The sequence below is a fragment of the Pseudofrankia coriaricola genome (assembly GCF_001854805.1).
Classification (GTDB): Bacteria; Actinomycetota; Actinomycetes; order Frankiales; family Frankiaceae; genus Pseudofrankia.
Map to the genome: position 1 here is coordinate 55,370 of NZ_MBLO01000234.1, position 16,021 is coordinate 71,390.

Here is a 16,021-nt window from a genome sequence, read left to right on the forward strand (position 1 = left end):
TGAGGAAGCTACGAGAAGAAGCCCACACTGTCGGTCGATGCCTTCTAGGTCGAATAGCTTGGCCATTGCCGGCGTGTGCGAATGAGGGCCAAGGTGGTCTTGGTTGGCGCTAGGCACGGTATCGCGCGGTCTCGGCGTCCTGCCTGGAACCTTCGAAGCAGAGTAGTCTGGCAGGACCGCCACGATCTCCTCGCCGTGGCCGAGCCGAGAGGAACGTACACGATGGTGACGGCGGCTCCTCTTGATCGCTCTGGCTCTGAAAGTTTCAGCATCCCCAGCTTGGTCCAGCTGGCGCGTCAGGGCTCCATCAGGGTTCCCGTGTTCCAACGGGACTTCAGCTGGGACGCAGGAGACGTGCGCGACCTGTTCGACAGTATCTATCGGGGTTTCCCGGTGGGGACACTACTCTTCTGGCGGCACAAGGCTGCGGCCGGTCAGGCTTCGCTTGGCCCAATTGAGATCCTGGCCGAAGAAGACGAATACGCATACTGGGTCGTAGACGGCCAGCAGAGAATCATCTCTCTCGCGGGTTCCTTGGCTCCCGGTCTGGGTGGTGTTGACGAACGTTTCGAGGTGTACTTCGACCTCGAGACGCAGAAATTTGTCAACCTTCGTAAGGGGGTGCACGCACCACGTGCAATACCTGTTCGGGATGCGTTGGAGACTAGGAGTCTCCTCACCTGGCTAAGGCGGCACGCCGACGACCTTGCGGCCGATGACTACGATCTGGCCGACCGGCTCGGCGGCGCCATACGTGACTACCGGATCCCCGCTTACGTGGTGACTGGCGAGGATCAAGAAATCCTGCGAGAACTGTTTGACCGGGTGAACTCGTCCGGCAAGCCGATGAGTCGCGCGCAGGTTTTCCACGCCCTTTTTGCCAGCGGTACGGAGCCGGGCAGCCCTGCCAGCGTGGTGGCTGCGCTGCGCAAGCTGAAGTTCGGCGCTCTCGATGAGAATCGCGTCGTGCAGAGCCTGCTGGGTATTCGAGGCGGCGACGTATCGAGAGATCTTCGTGGTGAGTTCGGGCCGAGAGAGGACCCGGCGAGTTGGTACGACCGAACCGAGCAGGCGCTCGCCAAAGCCATCGAGTTTCTTCGCGGTGAGGGTGTGGAGCATCTACTACTCGCCCCGAACACGTTTCCCCTGCCAGTCTTGGCGACGTTCTTCTTCCTGCATCCTGAACCGCAGCCTTGGACACTCCGTCTTTTGGCGCGTTGGCTCTGGCGTGGCTGGGTTCATGACTTCGGGCGGGAAGGAGGGCAGACCCCGGTGCTGCGCCGCGCCATCAGGTCTGTTAACCCGCACAAGCTGGAAGTGGACCAGGCACCGGACGAGTACTCGGCGGTGAAGTCGTTGCTCGAATATGCTCCGGATCGGCCGGTCCCCCACCTGCCGCTTCAGAATTTCAACACGCGATATGCCCATAGCAGATTGGTCCTGTTGGCACTGGCGTCGCTACATCCTCATGGCCCGGAGAGTAGTCCTGTCGACCTCGCTCGGGAATTCGAGGAGCATGGGACCGAAGCGGTCACCGAGATAGTCCGCAATCGCCGTTCGTACGTTGCGGCTCGCTCGTTCTGGCCAAGAGACGCCATACCCATCGAGGAAGTTTCCGCTCCGTCGGTGCTTGCCAGCCATGCGATTGACGAGGAAGCCGCCGCCTACTTGTGGGCGGGCCAGATCGAGAAATTCCTTGACCGGCGTGAAGAGCTGATCGGTAAACTTGTCGGAAGGTTCCTGGACAGCCGAGTTGAGCCGGGTGCTCTTGTGCGTCCGTCGCTCGCTGATTTGATCGCGACCGGAACGGCCGAGGAGGGCTGAGTGGACGTTGACACCACCCTCCTCATTCAGATCCAGACGAGGGGAATCTGGGTCGACGCGGGGTACCTGCACGGCACGCGAGACCAGAAAAACTGGTTCGAATTCTCTGAGTCCTACTGGACCATGCGTGACCGTCCCGTACTCGGCCAGATATTCGAGGAACGTGGCCGGTTCTGGCAGCCCAGCGCGCGCGTTGCGATTCCGCACTGGTTTTCCCACCTCCTGCCCGAGGGTCGGCTGCGACAGGCCGTCGCGGACGCCGCGCACGTCAACAGCCGGCGAGAGTTTGAACTACTCAGGCGGCTTGGCGCCACGGATCTCCCGGGCGCCGTACGCGCCATACCGGCGATCACGCCGTCGGCAGCATCGTCGCCTGACCTAGCCACTGTGGAGGAACCAGCCGAACACGAGGACCCGCTGTTGAAGTTCAGCCTGGCGGGGGTGCAGCTGAAGTTCTCGGTATACGGCGACGACCGTGGGCTGACTGTGCCGGCCCACGGCCAAGCGGGCAACGTCATTCTCAAGTTCCCGGATGGGCGGCCGGGTTTCACGGGTGTTCCGGAGGCCGAACTGGCCAGTCTCGAACTCGCCCGTGCGGCCGGCATCGACGCGCCGAAGGCGTTTCTCATCCGACCTTCGGAGGTACCTGGGCTGGAAGACTGGGCACGGCGAACGCCTGGCGCGGCGCTGGCTGTATCCCGCTTCGACCGAGGTCCTGGTGACCTGCGCATCCACATGGAGGAGATCGCGCAAGTCATGGACATCCCAACTGCACGGGAATCGGCGAAGTACCGGCGGGCGAACTTTGAAACGATTGCGGTACTCGTCGAGGCACTCGCCGGATCTGATGCAGTGGGCAAGGTTATCGACCGGATTGTTCTCAATGTCCTGCTCGGAAATGGCGACGCACATCTGAAGAACTGGGCGGTGCTTTACCCAGATGGACGGTTGCCAATCTTGAGTCCAGTCTACGACGTAGTCCCGACCGTTCTGTTCATGGAGAACGACGATCTCGGGCTCAGGCTGGGGGGCACCAAGAAGTTCGCCGACGTCACGGTTGCGACATTCGAGGGCATTGGAAGCCGGACCCAGTTCGGCGTCCCTGAGACGCATCGGCGCGTCCACGACGCGATCGAGAAGGTGCTCAACGCCTGGCCTGTACTCGGAGAGCACCTGGCAGCTGATGCGTACCAGCGCCTCACAGAACGGCGGGATGCGCTCTCTCTCCTCCGAGAGTAACAGGGCGATTTCAGGCGCTGCTGTGGCCGTCACCGGCCCGGGTGACGGCCGCAGCGGAACCGCGGTCTCTCAGTCGCGGTTGAGCCTGCGGTAGGTGACGCGGTGCGGCCGGGCGGCCTCCTGGCCGAGGCGCTCCAGCTTGTTGGCCTCGTAGTCGGCGAAGTTGCCCTCGAACCAGAACCACTTCGCCGGATTCTCGTCGTCGCCCTCCCACGCGAGGATGTGGGTGGCGACCCGGTCGAGGAACCACCGGTCGTGGGAGATGACCACGGCGCAGCCGGCGAACTCCAGCAGCGCGTCCTCCAGCGAGCGCAGCGTCTCGACGTCGAGGTCGTTGGTCGGCTCGTCGAGCAGCAGCACGTTGCCGCCGTGCTTCAGGGTGAGCGCCAGGTTCAGCCGGTTGCGCTCACCGCCGGAGAGCACGCCGACCGGCTTCTGCTGGTCGGGGCCCTTGAAGCCGAACGACGACACGTAGGCCCGGCTCGGGAAGTCGACCTTGCCGACGATGATGTGGTCGAGCCCGTCGGAGACGACCTGCCAGACGTTCTTCTTCCCGTCGAGGCCGGAACGGCTCTGGTCGACGTAGGAGATGTCGACCGTGTCGCCGACCGTCAGCGCGCCCGAGCCGGGCTTCGCCTCGCCGGTGAGCATGGTGAACAGGGTGGTCTTGCCGACGCCGTTCGGGCCGATGATCCCGACGATGCCACCGCGCGGCAGGCTGAACGACAGGTTGTCGATGAGCACCCGGTCGCCGAAGCCCTTGGTCAGGTTCTTCGCCTCGATCACCAGGCTGCCCAGCCGCGGGCCCGGCGGGATCTGGATGTCGTCGAAGTCGCGCGGCCTGGCCTTGTCCGCCTCGGCCGCGAGCTCCTCGTAGCGGGACAGCCGCGCCTTGCTCTTGGCCTGCCGCGCCTTCGGGTTGGAGCGGACCCACTCCAGCTCCTGGGACAGCACCCGGCGCCGCTTGGCGTCCTTCTGCCCCTCGACCTTGAGGCGGGCCGCCTTGTTCTCCAGGTACGTGCTGTAGTTGCCCTCGTAGGGGTGTGCCCGGCCGCGGTCGAGCTCGAGGATCCAGCCGGCGACGTTGTTGAGGAAGTACCGGTCGTGTGTGACGGCCAGCACCGCGCCGTGGTAGCGGGCCAGGTGCTGCTCGAGCCACAGCACCGACTCGGCGTCCAGGTGGTTGGTCGGCTCGTCGAGCAGCAGCAGGTCGGGCGCCTCCAGCAGCAGCCGGCACAGCGCGACGCGGCGCCGCTCGCCACCGGAGAGCTTGGAGACGTCCGCGTCTGCCGGTGGCAGACGCAGCGCGTCCATCGCCTGGGCGAGTTGGCTGTCGAGCTCCCAGGCGTTCGCGGCCTCGATCTTGTCGATCAGCGCGGCCTGCTCGGTCAGCAGCGTGTCGAAGTCCGCGTCCGGGTCGGCCATCTTCTCGTTGATGGCCTCGTAGTCGGCGAGCACCTGACGGATCTCGCGGACGCCGTCCTCGACATTGCCGCGGACGTCCTTGGTCTCGTCGAGCACCGGCTCCTGGGCCAGCATGCCGACGGTGTAGCCGGGAGAGAGCAGGGCGTCGCCGTTGCTCGGATGGTCGAGCCCGGCCATCAGTTTGAGCAGGGACGACTTCCCCGCACCGTTGGGACCTACGACCCCGATCTTGGCGCCTGGCAGGAATGCCAGGGTCACGTCGTCGAGGACGACCTTGTCGCCGTGGGCCTTGCGCACCTTGCGCATCTGGAAGACGTACTGCGCCATGCGTCAACCCTATTGGTCCGCGCGGCGATCTTGGCGACGCGGTGATCGGAGGCGAGGTCGCGCGTGCCCGTCGGACACCGGTTTCCCTCCATCTGACCGACATGCGTCGCGCCGTCCGGGGCCGGTACACCTCCGGGAGGCGCTATCGTGGGCCTGTGGATCATGTTGAGCCGGTGTTCGAGCCGGGCGAGCTGATCCTGCACCGCATGTTCACCGACGACGAGCTGGTCTTCGTCCGTTGCGGCGTGGTGGTCGGCGACGACGAGCGCGGGCTGCGGGTCTGGATCCCGAACGGCGGTCCGGCGGCGGTCCGGATGAGCGAGGACGGCCGCGGGATCCGCGACATGCCGTTCGCCGAGTGGATCACGCAGCCGACGGCGTTGACCCGCACGACCTGGTGGGGCCCGGACATCTTCATGCTGATCCCGCCCGACCGGGCGCACAGCGTCTGGTGGTTCTGGGACTGGCGCGGCAGCTTCGACGCCTGGTACGTCAACCTCGAGGAGCCGGTGACCCGCTGGCGCGACGGCGCCGTGGCCGGCGTCGACGGATGTGACCAGGATCTCGACATCTGGGTCTGGCCGGACCGCGGCTGGGAGTGGAAAGACGAGGACGAGCTCGAGGAGCGCCTCGCCTTCCCGGATCGCTACTGGGTGCGCGACGCCGCCGCCGTCCGTGCCGAGGGCGAACGACTGATCAAGGACGCGGAGGCCGGTCTCTTCCCGTTCGACGGCACCTGGCACGACTTTCGCCCCGAGCCGGCCTGGCGCGCCCTTCCGTTCGCCCTCACCCCCGGCTGGGACCGTCCCCGAACGCACCGGTGACGCCCGCCGGCGCGAGGGCACCGGTAACGATGGCGGTCAGGAGGCCCGGGAAGCGGGCGTCGAGGTCGTCGCGACGCAGCCGGGAGAACTTGTGGGTGCCTTCGGCGCGGGTGGCGATGACGCCGGCCTCGCGCAGGACCCGCAGGTGATGGCTGCGGGTCGACTTGGCCATCCGGCCGGCGAGCAGCTCACCGCAGGCGGCCTCCTGGACCTGGGCGAGGGCGCCGACGATCTCGAGGCGGGAAGGGTCGCCCAGCGAGGCCAGCACGGCGACGAGATCTATGTCCTGGGTCGCCGGCATCGGCAGCGTGCCCATGACCCACCTCCCAGCCTCCGGCCCGGGGCGCCGCCCCGGGCCACCAGACAACCACAGTCAGGAACGCCGCGAGGCTCGCATCATTTCCCGGGAATGCCCTGGGCCGAAGGCGACTTCTCGTAGTTCGACGGATCTCGAACTACGAGCCGAGGGAGCCTGATGGCCTCCAACAGGGTCGACGAGCCCGCGACCGAGACGCCCGCGGGTGCGCCGTCATCGCCGCTGTCCTCGCCCACCACAACCGGCGGCCCCCCGGTCGCCGTTCCCGCGCCCGCCGGCTCGTCCCGGCCGGCCCCGGCGACCAGGCCGGCCCGGCCCGCCGAGCCGGCGGAGCCGGACCCACGGCGCTGGCGGGTGCTGCCCGCGGTCCTCGTCGCCACGTTCATGTCGCTGTTCGACATCTTCGTCGTCAACGTGGCGGCCCCCAGCATCGGCGCCGACCTGCGGGCGTCGGACGCCGGCCTCGAACTGATCGTCGCGGGCTACTCGTTCACCTACGCGGCCGGACTGATCACCGGCGGGCGGCTCGGCGACAGCTCCGGGCGCCGCAGGATGTTCCTGATCGGGATGGCGCTGTTCACCGTCGCCTCGGCGCTGTGCGGCGTGGCCCCGAGCGAGGCGACGCTGATCGCCGGGCGGCTCGCGCAGGGCCTCGGCGCGGCGGCGATGGTGCCGCAGGCGCTGGCCATCATCAATGTGATCTTCCCGCCGGCCGAGCGGGCGCGCGCGTTCGCGTACTTCGGCGTCACGGTCGGCCTGGGCGCGGTGTCCGGCCAGGTCATCGGCGGCCTGCTCGTCGATCTGGACATCTTCGGGCTCGGCTGGCGACCCATCTTCCTGGTGAACGTGCCGATCGGGATCGTCGCCATGGCGGTGGTCTGGCGGCTGCTGGCCGAGTCGAAGGCCGCAAGGCCCGAGCCACTGGACCTTGTCGGGCTCACGGCGCTCGCGGCCGGCCTCGGGCTGGTGCTCGTGCCGCTGACGCTGGGCCGGGACGAGGGCTGGCCGGTCTGGACCTGGCTGGCGCTCGCCGCGGGTGTCGTGGTGCTGGCGGCCTTCGGCCGATGGGAGGCCAGGCTCGCCCGGACGGGTGGCCACCCGATCGTCCCGCCGGCGGTGCTGCGGACCCGCCGGACCATCGCGGGCCTGCTGGTCAGCTTCGGGTTCTTCACCTTCTTCGGCAGCTTCCTGCTCGCGGCGACGATCTTCCTGCAGGACGGGCAGCACCGCTCGCCCCTGAACGCCGGCCTCGTGTTCGGGCCCCTGGGTGTCGCGTTCGCGCTGTCGTCCATGGCGGCCCGCGGCCTGGTGGCCCGGTACGGCCCGCGGACGCTCACCGTCGGCGCGGCGATCAGCTTCACCGGCCTCGCCGTGCTGCTGGCCATGGTCGCGACCGAGGGCGTCGGCGTCCCGACCGGCGAGCTGATGCCGCCGCTGTTGGCCATCGGTGTCGGCAACGGCCTGATCGTCCCGGCGCTCGTCGCCGCGGTCCTCGCCGGGGCGCCCGCGGACGTCAGCGGGGCGGTCAGCGGGCTGCTCACGACCACCCAGCAGGCGTCGGCGGCCCTCGGCGTCGCCGGGGTGGGCACCGTGTTCTTCGCGGCGGCGGACCGCGGCGGGCCGGCTGACGGCCTGGTTGCCGCGCTCGTGTTCGATCTCGTCGGGATCGCCATCGCCGGCGCCGGCACGCTCCTGCTCCCACGCGGCGCCGCCGCGCCCGTGGTCGCCACGGTGGGATCGGTGGGCACCGTCGGCACGGTCGAAGCCGCCGGAGCCCTGGCCGCGACGACCATCGGGGCGAGCGGCTCACGCGACTGGGCGGTGGACGTGCCCACCCAGCTCAGCGCCGGCACGGACCTGCCGGCCAGGCTGTAGCCGCGCTCGCCAGGTTCCAGGCGGCGGGCTTGTGGCCGAGGCGCTCCGCGCCTCGGCCACGGCCCGTCTCAGGGGCGGTTCTGCATCGAGGCCGCGGCGTAGACGAGGTAGGACCAGAGCGTCTCGTCCTGGCTCGGGGACAGGCCGAGCGAGTCGACGGCGGCGCGCATGTGAGCGAGCCAGGCGTCCCGTTCGGTCGGTCCGATCGCGAACGGGACGTGCCGCATCCGCAGGCGAGGGTGGCCGCGCCGCTCGTGGTAGGTCGTCGGGCCGCCCCAGTACTGGATCAGGAAGAGCCGCAGCCGCTCCTCGGCGGGGCCGAGGTCCTCCTCCGGGTAGAGCGGGCGCAGCACCGGGTCGGCGGCGACACCCTCGTAGAAGTGGGCCACCAGCCGCCGGAAGGTCTCCTCGCCGCCGACGGACGCGTAGAACGTCTCGTCGGCCCGCGGCGGCGGCCCCACAGGGAGCATGGGCCGGGCCGGATCCGACGGGGGGCGCGCCGCGCCCGCCGAAGGCGGCGCCGCGTCCGCGGGCGGCCGCGCTGGCGCCGGCTCGGGGGTCGGCTGGGCAGGCGACGGCTGTCGGCTCACCGCTCCATTCTGCCCGTGGACCGGCGTCCACCGAGGAACGGTCCGACGGGAGGACCGTCCTCATGCCGCGGGGCTGTCATCCGGATGCCGTGGGGCTGTCATCCGGGCCGGCATCACCGGCCACCGCCCGGATGATCCAGGCGGCGGTGTCGGGTGGCATGACCAGGGTCTCGCCGTCGTGCTTGACCCGGTCGCTCGCGAGCAGCAGCTGGCCGGTCATGGGGACTCGTGCCTCGGCATTGGTGGTGAGGAGGCAGCTCAGCATGAGCCCGGCGCCCTGACCGACGGGCGACGGCCCGTCGTGGCCAGCGTTCGTGAGCAGTCTGGTGAGGGTCTTCCGGGCGGCGTCCGTGAGCGCCCCGGAGGGTGTGGACCGCCGCGGCCGCGCCTCGGTCGCGACCACGAGTCGGTCGAAGGCCAGCATGCTCTCCGGAACCCGCGGCCACTGGAGGCCGGTGACTCCGTCGGGGCGCTCCTGGAAGGAACGACGGACCGCCAGCGCGGACCGGACCAGCCACCAGGTGGACGACGGGTCCGCGCGCTGCGCCTCGACGGTGAGCGCGGACCAGCCGGCGGGCTGCGGGAGCCAGGGGACGACGCCGGGAGCCGCGAAGCCGAACGGTGGCTCATGCCCCGACCACGGCAGCGGCACACGGCAGCCATCGCGGCCGGGCGAGGCGTGCCCCGAGCGTTCCCAGACCGGGTCCTGGCGGGCCTCCGGGGGCACGTCCACCTGCGGGAGGGCCAGCTCGTCGCCCTGGTAGAGGAACACCGCGCCCGGCAGCGCCAGCAGGGCCACCAGGGCGGCCCTGGCCCGGCGCAGGCCGGCCGCGCCGCCACCGTAGCGGGTCACCGGGCGCACGACGTCGTGGTTGGCGAGCACCCACGTCGGCGGCGCGCCGACGGCGGCCATCGCCGCGAGGCCCTCCTGGATCGCCTGGCGCCACAGCGGCGCCGACCATTCGACGGCCAGCAGCGAGAACGAGAACGTCAGGTTCAGCTCGTCGGCGCGGACGTAGCGGGCCAGCCTGTCCGGGTCCTCGACCCAGGTCTCGCCGATGAGCACTGGTTCCCGGCCCGGGGTTCCTGCCGGATCGACGGAGCTCGGGGTCCCTGCCGGATCGACGGAGCTTGCGGACGGGGTCCCTGCCGGATCGGCGAAGCCGATCTGGGAGGTCGTGATCTGGGAGGTCCGGGAGTCGATCTGGGAGGTCCGGGAGCTTGCGGAGCCGATCTGGGAGGTCCGGGCCCGCCCGTAGCCGTCGACGATCGCGCGCCACGACCGGTAGACGTCGTGCACGCCCTCCTGGTCCCAGACGTGCGGTTCCAGCTTCTCCCGGAAGCCGGACTCCGGGGTGGCGAGCGGCCCTGGCGGGTTGTCGCGCAGCTCGCCGTCCTTGACCAGGCCGTGGGAGACGTCGATCCGAAACCCGTCGACGCCCCGGTCGAGCCAGAACCGCAGGGTCCGCTCGTGATCGGTGCGTACGGCCGGATCGGACCAGTCCCAGTCCGGCTGCTCGGGCGCGAACAGATGCAGGTACCACTCGGCGGGTGCGTCCCCGCTGGTGGGCGCGGGCGCGTCCCCGCTGGCGGGCGCGTCCGCGTCCTGGTCGGCGGGCGCGTCCTGGTCGGTCGGTGTCGCCGTGGCTCGCGAACCGGTGGGGACGGGGAGGCGGCGGGCCTGGTCCAGGCGGGTCCAGGCCCGGCCGCCGAAGACCGAGATCCAGTTGTTCGGTGGCTCGGCGCCGCCGGGGCCCCGGCCTGGGCGGATCAGGTAGCGGTGCCTGGCCGGGTCGCCGGGAGGCGCGGCGAGCGCCGCCTGGAAGGCCGGGTGGGCGTCGCTGGAGTGGTTGGGGACGAGGTCGACGAGCACGGCGAGGCCGAGGCGATGCGCCTCGGTGAGGAGTGCGTCGAAGGCGGCCAGGTCGCCGAACAGCGGGTCGACGTCGCGGTGGTCGGCGACGTCGTAGCCGTGGTCGGCCATCGGTGAGCGGTAGAACGGCGTGAGCCAGAGGCCGTCGACGCCAAGCTCGGCGAGGTCGGGCAGTCGGGCACGGATGCCGTCGAGGTCGCCGACCCCGTCGCCGTCCCCGTCCGCGAAGCTGCGGACATATACCTCGTAGAACACGGCATCGCGGCACCAGCCGGCGGTTAGGGCCACCTGGCCATTCAAGCCGCGGGGGCGCGAGCTGTCGCCGAGATCGGCGAGGTCGGCCCATGTCGTGGCGCGGAGGACATCCGGCTGTCGTCGTGGCTGGTGCATGCTCGTTGCGCAAGGCGTAGATGTTCTCACCAAGCGAGCATTGGGTGAGCTGAACTACACTTCCCGAGTGGATGACGTGACTGCCCGTTATCACTCCACTCCGAGGAGTCCTCATATTGAGGCTTTCGGAGCGGAGGGACGGGACCGTCTCCCGGAGCCGGCGCGCCAGGCGCCCGGCTGCCCGGTGGCGGCTGACACGCCGCTGGCGGCCGACGCTCCGCCGGTAGCGGAGGTGGCGATGACGGCTGACGTGCCGAGGAGCGCCGAATCACCGGACGAGAACGATCCGCCGGTCGCGGCTGAGGCGCCGGTCGAGCCCGCCGAGGACGGCGGGCCGGTCGAGACCGACTCGCCCGCTGCGCCCGGTATGCCGGCGGCGGCCACACCCGCGGCGGCCGATGGGGCCGCGGGCGTCGCGCGGGCCCGGGCCGGTGGCGCGGCCGCCGCGGGTGACGGGCCGGCGCCTGTCCTGCCAGGAGACAGCAGGCTCTGGCGCTGCCTCGGGCCGTGGCGTGGCAGGCCCAGCGCGCGGCAGCCGAGCACGGGCGGCGAGCGGCCCGCCGCGGGCCGGGACAAACGCCACGACACCGGCCGCGACGCTGGGGCCGGCGGAGCCGGCTCGGGCCGGGTCGGCGCGGCGCGGCGCGCCGCGGCGCTGTGGGATGCCGCCCGGTCGCTGCCGGGCGCGCGGCGGCGGCACGCCGAGGAACGGGCCGTGCTGGAGGGCCTGCTGTTCCTGTCCGACGCGAGCCTGCGGCTCGGCGGCTCGCTCGAGCCATACCGGATCATCGAGATGGTGGTCGAGCTGGCGCGGCGCCGCCTGGGCGACGGCGCCATGCTCTGGCTGCGCGCGCCCGAGGGCGACGTGATCGACCTCGCCGCCGCGGACCACGTCGACCCGCAGGCCGCCGCCTTTGTCCGGGCGCGCACCGCGACCCGCCCGGCGCGCCTGAGTGACGACTACGCCCCGGGCGCGGTCGTGCGCACCGGCCAGCCGATGTGCGTTGACGACCTCACCCCGACGCTGCGCCGCGCGCTGTTCCCCGATCCCCAGGATTACGTGCGCTTCCGCCAGTTCGGCTGGGGGCCGTCGATGACAGTGCCCCTGCCGTACGGCGACCAGGTCATCGGAGCCCTGACTCTCAGCCGGGCGCAGGGCGACCGTCCGTACACGAAGGTCGAGCAGACGATCGCGGAGGATCTGGCCCGCCGCGCCGCGCTCGCGCTCGTCAACGCCCGGATGTACCGCGAGTCCCAGGATGCCGGCCAGGCGCTGCAGCGCTCGCTGCTGCCGGCGCACCCGCCCGTTCTCGAGGGCGCCGACGTGGCGATGGAGTACCGGCCGGGCACCACCGGCACCGAGGTCGGCGGTGACTTCTACGACGTCATCCCGCTGGCCGGCGGCCGGGTCGGGCTCGCGATCGGTGACGTGATGGGTCGGGGGCTGCGCGCCGCGGCGGTGATGGGCCAGCTGCGCGCCGCACTGCGGGCCTACGCGCTGGAGGAGTGGGGGCCCGCCGAGCTGCTGGCCCGTCTCGATGTGATGGTGTCCTCGCTGCCGGGCCTGCCGTTCGCGACCTGCCTGTACGGGATCTACGAGCCCGCCCGTGCCGCGCCGGTCACCGGTTCGCGAGACGCCGACCCTGCCGGGGACGGGCCGGGCCCCCAGTGCGCCCGGGTCGTGCTCGCCGGCGCCGGCCACCCGGCTCCGCTGCTGATACCCCCGGACGACGACCCGCACTACCTCGAGATCGACCCCGGGCTGCCCCTCGGGGTCGGCGACCCCGCGCACTTCTTCGAGTCGACCGTCGAGCTGCCGCCTGGCTCCAGCCTGGTGTTCTTCACCGACGGCCTGGTCGAGTCGCGCCACCGCCCGCTGTCCGACGGCCTCGACCTGCTGCGGGCCGGGATGGGCGAGCAGATGGCCCGCCGCCGGGCCGCCGCGCGGCGCGCGGAGATCGATGCGGCGCGCCAGCGTCACCCGGCCGCCACGACAGCCGCCACGACGGCCGCGCCAACGCAGGAGCGCACGCCCGGCTCGTCCGGCTCGCCAGGTCCGGGTGCTCCGGCCCCTGACGCGGCGGTGGACCGCCGCGCCGGCGGAAGAGACCATTGGACAGGCCCGGAACGGCGCACGGGGGCCGAACGGCGTACCCGGGAGCGCCGGGCGCCCGGCCCCGGCCGGCCGCCCGGGGGGATCGAGCGCCGCCGCGGTGGCGACCGTCGCCGACGCACCCGGAGCGGGTTCTCCGTCCGCAGCTGGTCGGGACCGGACACCGTCGAGCTCGACGACAGCCACTGGCCGCAGAACGCCTCCCGCGCATTGCTGGAGCTCAGCCTGCTCGCCGCCGACCTGCCGCCCGACACCGACGACGACACGGCGCTGCTGGTGCTGACCACGCAGGCCGCCGGGCCGCCGCTGCTGGAGCTGGTGATGCCTCCGGTGGCCGCGTCCGCCGCGCAGGCGAGGAACGCGGTGCGGGCGGTGGTCGGGGCGCGCGCCCTCGGCCGGGCGGACGACGCGGCGCTGCTGGTCAGTGAGATCTGCACCAACGCGATCAAACATGCCCGCAGCGAGCTGACGCTGCGGGTGTGGGCGGAGCCCGCGCGGCTGCGGATCAGCGTCGAGGACCGGGAGGGTACGACGCTGCCGAAGCCCGGCCGGGCGGCCCGCGGTGACCCGGAGGCAGAGTCCGGGTGGGGTCTGCTGCTCGTCGAGGCCCTCGCCGACGCCTGGGGCGTCCAGACGACCCCCGGCGGCAAGCGCGTCTGGTTCGACCTCGACCTGCTCCGTCAGTCTCCGGATGTCGACGAGCCGTGAGCGTTATCGGCCGCAGCGGGTGACGGCACATCGGATCCACGGGGACCCCGACGACTTGGCGCCGGTGGTCCGGTCCTCCGTCCGGAGGCTGGCTTAGGCGGTCGCGGCCTCGCCGAGGTCGGTCTTGAGGTACTCGGACCAGCGCGGGTCCATGCGACGACTCCCCAGAATGCGCCAGGCGGCTCCGCTCGGCGCGCGCGGCGCCGTGCGGAGCCGCCAGCCGAGATCAGCGACGGCGCGGTCCGCTTTCAGATGATTGCAGCGGCCGCAGGCCGCCACCACGTTCTCCCAGACATGCGGGCCCCCACGGGACCGGGGAATGACATGGTCGAGCGACGTCGCCGGTGCGCCGCAGTACACGCACCGGTGATGGTCGCGGGCGAGGACGCCCTTGCGGGTCAGCGGGACCTGTGAGCGATAGGGAACCCGCACGAACCGCGCTAACCGGACGACGACGGGAACCTCGACGGCCGCTGCCACGGAGTGCAGGACCTGCCCACCGGCCTCGACCATCACCGCCTTGTCCGTGAGGACGAGGATGAGCGCCCTACGTTGGGACACCACGCACAGGGGCTCGTACGTGGCATTGAGAACCAGCGCCTCTGCCACGCCGACCTCCTGCCGAGTCGAGGCGGGCGCCCACCCGGGAGCCCGTCCTAACCAGCGTCTCCGGTGACAATGGATAGTCAAGCGTGTTCCGGCGCGGAACGCGAGCGTGTTTGCATGGTCATCTGGTGAGCGAAAGTGGCGATGGACATATCTGGTCGCCTTTGTCACGCCAACGTGTCGGTGGGATGACGGTCGCGTCGCGCAGCGTGTCGCCCCGCTGGCTCCTCGCGACGCCCCTGCTGGGCCGCGCCGCGGCGAGGCCGCGTGCCGGGTGCCGATCAGTCGGACGTATCCGACACCCCGTAAGGTGCTGGCCGTGGGCCCGCGGGGGGCGCGGACATGCCATCCCCGACCGGTCTGTCCTGGCCGCGTAGACCCAGCGGCGCCGTGGCGCGCGGGTTGGCGCCGCGTGCCGTGCCGGGCGCGCCTCGGCGGGCGCCTGGGGGTGCATCCGGTGACCGGCCCGCCCAGTGAGCGGCTCGCCACCCGGCGTGCGCCGCGCCCGAGGAGCCGACCGCCCGAGGAGGATGACCAGGCCGTGTCCCTGCCCCTGATGCTCGCCGCCGGCGCGACGTCCACACCGTCGACGTCGACGTCCCCCACGCCGACCCCTGGCCTGCCCGACGTGAGCCTGGACGGGGTCAAGGCCGCGCTCATGGATGCCTGCGGCAATCCGCCCGGTTTCCTGTGTCGCACCGTCTACGACTCGACCCACAGCGACTACCTCGCCTCCGGTGCCCAGGTCTTCCTTGGCACGCCGGTGACGATCATCCTGATCCTGCTGGTGGCGACCGTCATCCGCTCGCTGCTGCACCGGCTGATCAAACGGACCACGCGGCACGCGGCGTCGGTGACCGGGAACGGCGGCCTGTTCCGCGGCGGCCTGCTCGGCGCGTTCGGTGACAGCGCGATCCTGCTGGAACGGCGCCGCCAGCGCGCCGAGACCGTCGGTTCGCTGCTGCGCAGCGTCGTGTCGATCGTGGTCTACGGGATCGCGTTCATCCTGGTTCTGGGCGAGCTCGGCATCAACCTCGCGCCGATCGTCGCCAGCGCCGGCGTACTCGGAATCGCTGTCGGTTTCGGCGCGCAGAACCTTGTCAAGGACTTTCTTTCCGGAATCTTCATGTTGCTGGAGGACCAGTACGGGGTCGGCGATGTCATCGACGTCGGCACCATCTCCGGCACGGTCGAGGCCGTCACCTTCCGGATGACGCGGCTGCGCGACGTCGAGGGAACCGTCTGGTACGTCCGCAACGGCGAGATCACCAGAATCGGTAACAAGAGTCAGCAATGGGCGCGAACCGTGCTCGACGTGCCGCTGGATTACGACACCGACGTCGCCCGCGCCAAGGACGTCCTGCTGGAGACCACCCAGGTGATGTGGCGTGACGACCAGTGGGCCCTGCTCATCATCGAGGAGCCCGAGGTCTGGGGCATGGAATCGATGACGGCGGACGGTTACACGCTGCGCGTCGCCGTCAAGACCCTGCCGCTCAAGCAGTGGGACGTCGCCCGTGAGCTGCGCGAGCGCCTGCGCCTCGCGCTCGTCGGGGCCGGCATCAGCCTGGGTGCCCTGCAGCGCAGCCTCGTCGTCGTCGACGACGACGAGGAGGCCGAGCCCTCGTCCGAGGAGGACGAGGAGGCTGCGCCCGGCGCGCCGCCGCAGTTCGGCGACGACGTTCCGCCCCGCATCGACCCACCGGCCCAGCCCGGCCCGTCGCCGTCCTCAGGCCCGGGCGCAGCTCGCGGCGGCTCCGCGACCTGAGCCTTTCCACCTGGCCCGCCTGGCCCGCGCCGGATGCCGTCTCCGCCTGGGCGGCGGCGCCAAGGGAGCCAAGGGGGCCGACGAAGCGCCCTTCGCCTCACGCCGAATGCCCGGATCCCTGCCTCGTCCGGCACCCCCGTGGC

The 16,021-nt window shown here is 71.1% G+C and carries 11 protein-coding genes; 6 read left to right on the forward strand and 5 right to left on the reverse strand.

Annotation, left to right across the window (positions count from 1 at the left end):
• Positions 1-222: 222 nt before the first annotated feature.
• Together BCD48_RS29925 and BCD48_RS29930 are read left to right on the forward strand one after the other, a co-directional pair.
• Positions 223-1,824 carry a DUF262 domain-containing protein gene (locus tag BCD48_RS29925; protein ID WP_071051729.1) on the forward strand — a complete coding sequence of 534 codons (1,602 nt, stop codon included), beginning with the start codon at positions 223-225 and terminating at the stop codon, positions 1,822-1,824.
• A complete protein-coding gene (locus tag BCD48_RS29930) occupies positions 1,825-3,063 on the forward strand; it encodes a type II toxin-antitoxin system HipA family toxin (protein WP_071051730.1) in 1,239 nt (412 codons plus the stop codon).
• Positions 3,064-3,132: 69 nt separating this feature from the next.
• Here the strand turns inward: BCD48_RS29930 and ettA are convergent, their stop codons facing one another.
• Positions 3,133-4,815 carry an energy-dependent translational throttle protein EttA gene (ettA, locus tag BCD48_RS29935; protein ID WP_071051731.1) on the reverse strand — a complete coding sequence of 561 codons (1,683 nt, stop codon included), beginning with the start codon at positions 4,813-4,815 and terminating at the stop codon, positions 3,133-3,135.
• Positions 4,816-4,970: 155 nt separating this feature from the next.
• Here ettA and BCD48_RS29940 point away from each other — a divergent pair, with 155 nt between their 5' ends.
• Positions 4,971-5,639: a ribonuclease FAU-1 family protein gene (locus tag BCD48_RS29940; RefSeq protein ID WP_241842096.1), complete on the forward strand. Its 669-nt coding sequence runs from the start codon at positions 4,971-4,973 to the stop codon at positions 5,637-5,639.
• On the opposite strand, the gene BCD48_RS29945 is transcribed toward BCD48_RS29940, so the two are convergent.
• On the reverse strand, positions 5,602-5,955 hold the full coding sequence (locus BCD48_RS29945; RefSeq protein ID WP_071051732.1) for an ArsR/SmtB family transcription factor: 354 nt from the start codon (positions 5,953-5,955) through the stop codon (positions 5,602-5,604). The genes BCD48_RS29940 and BCD48_RS29945 overlap by 38 nt on opposite strands.
• A gap of 159 nt (positions 5,956-6,114) precedes the next feature.
• On the opposite strand from BCD48_RS29945, the gene BCD48_RS29950 reads away from it, so the two are divergent.
• On the forward strand, positions 6,115-7,830 hold the full coding sequence (locus BCD48_RS29950) for an MFS transporter (protein WP_071051733.1): 1,716 nt from the start codon (positions 6,115-6,117) through the stop codon (positions 7,828-7,830).
• A 68-nt stretch (positions 7,831-7,898) separates the two neighbouring features.
• Here the strand turns inward: BCD48_RS29950 and BCD48_RS29955 are convergent, their stop codons facing one another.
• The gene (locus tag BCD48_RS29955) at positions 7,899-8,300 is read right to left on the reverse strand and encodes a globin (protein ID WP_071051734.1); all 402 of its coding nucleotides are present in this window, start codon (positions 8,298-8,300) and stop codon (positions 7,899-7,901) included.
• Positions 8,301-8,496: 196 nt separating this feature from the next.
• A complete protein-coding gene (locus BCD48_RS47480; RefSeq protein ID WP_083419427.1) occupies positions 8,497-10,581 on the reverse strand; it encodes an alpha-amylase family glycosyl hydrolase in 2,085 nt (694 codons plus the stop codon).
• Between the two features lie 340 nt (positions 10,582-10,921).
• Here BCD48_RS47480 and BCD48_RS29965 point away from each other — a divergent pair, with 340 nt between their 5' ends.
• Complete coding sequence (locus BCD48_RS29965) at positions 10,922-13,504, forward strand: ATP-binding SpoIIE family protein phosphatase (RefSeq protein WP_241842097.1); 2,583 nt, start codon at positions 10,922-10,924, stop codon at positions 13,502-13,504.
• A gap of 93 nt (positions 13,505-13,597) precedes the next feature.
• On the opposite strand, the gene BCD48_RS29970 is transcribed toward BCD48_RS29965, so the two are convergent.
• Positions 13,598-14,113, reverse strand: a complete 516-nt coding sequence (locus BCD48_RS29970; protein ID WP_071051736.1) for an HNH endonuclease — start codon at positions 14,111-14,113, stop codon at positions 13,598-13,600.
• Positions 14,114-14,651: 538 nt separating this feature from the next.
• On the opposite strand from BCD48_RS29970, the gene BCD48_RS29975 reads away from it, so the two are divergent.
• A complete protein-coding gene (locus BCD48_RS29975) occupies positions 14,652-15,878 on the forward strand; it encodes a mechanosensitive ion channel family protein (protein WP_083419406.1) in 1,227 nt (408 codons plus the stop codon).
• Positions 15,879-16,021: the final 143 nt, after the last annotated feature.

Coding starts and splice junctions, on each gene's coding strand:
- BCD48_RS29925 (WP_071051729.1), top strand. CDS start 223: ATGGTGACGGCGGCTCCTCTTGATCGCTCTGGCTCTGAAAGTTTCAGC.
- ettA (WP_071051731.1), bottom strand. CDS start 4,815: ATGGCGCAGTACGTCTTCCAGATGCGCAAGGTGCGCAAGGCCCACGGC.
- BCD48_RS29945 (WP_071051732.1), bottom strand. CDS start 5,955: ATGGGCACGCTGCCGATGCCGGCGACCCAGGACATAGATCTCGTCGCC.
- BCD48_RS29950 (WP_071051733.1), top strand. CDS start 6,115: ATGGCCTCCAACAGGGTCGACGAGCCCGCGACCGAGACGCCCGCGGGT.
- BCD48_RS29955 (WP_071051734.1), bottom strand. CDS start 8,300: ATGCTCCCTGTGGGGCCGCCGCCGCGGGCCGACGAGACGTTCTACGCG.
- BCD48_RS29965 (WP_241842097.1), top strand. CDS start 10,922: ATGACGGCTGACGTGCCGAGGAGCGCCGAATCACCGGACGAGAACGAT.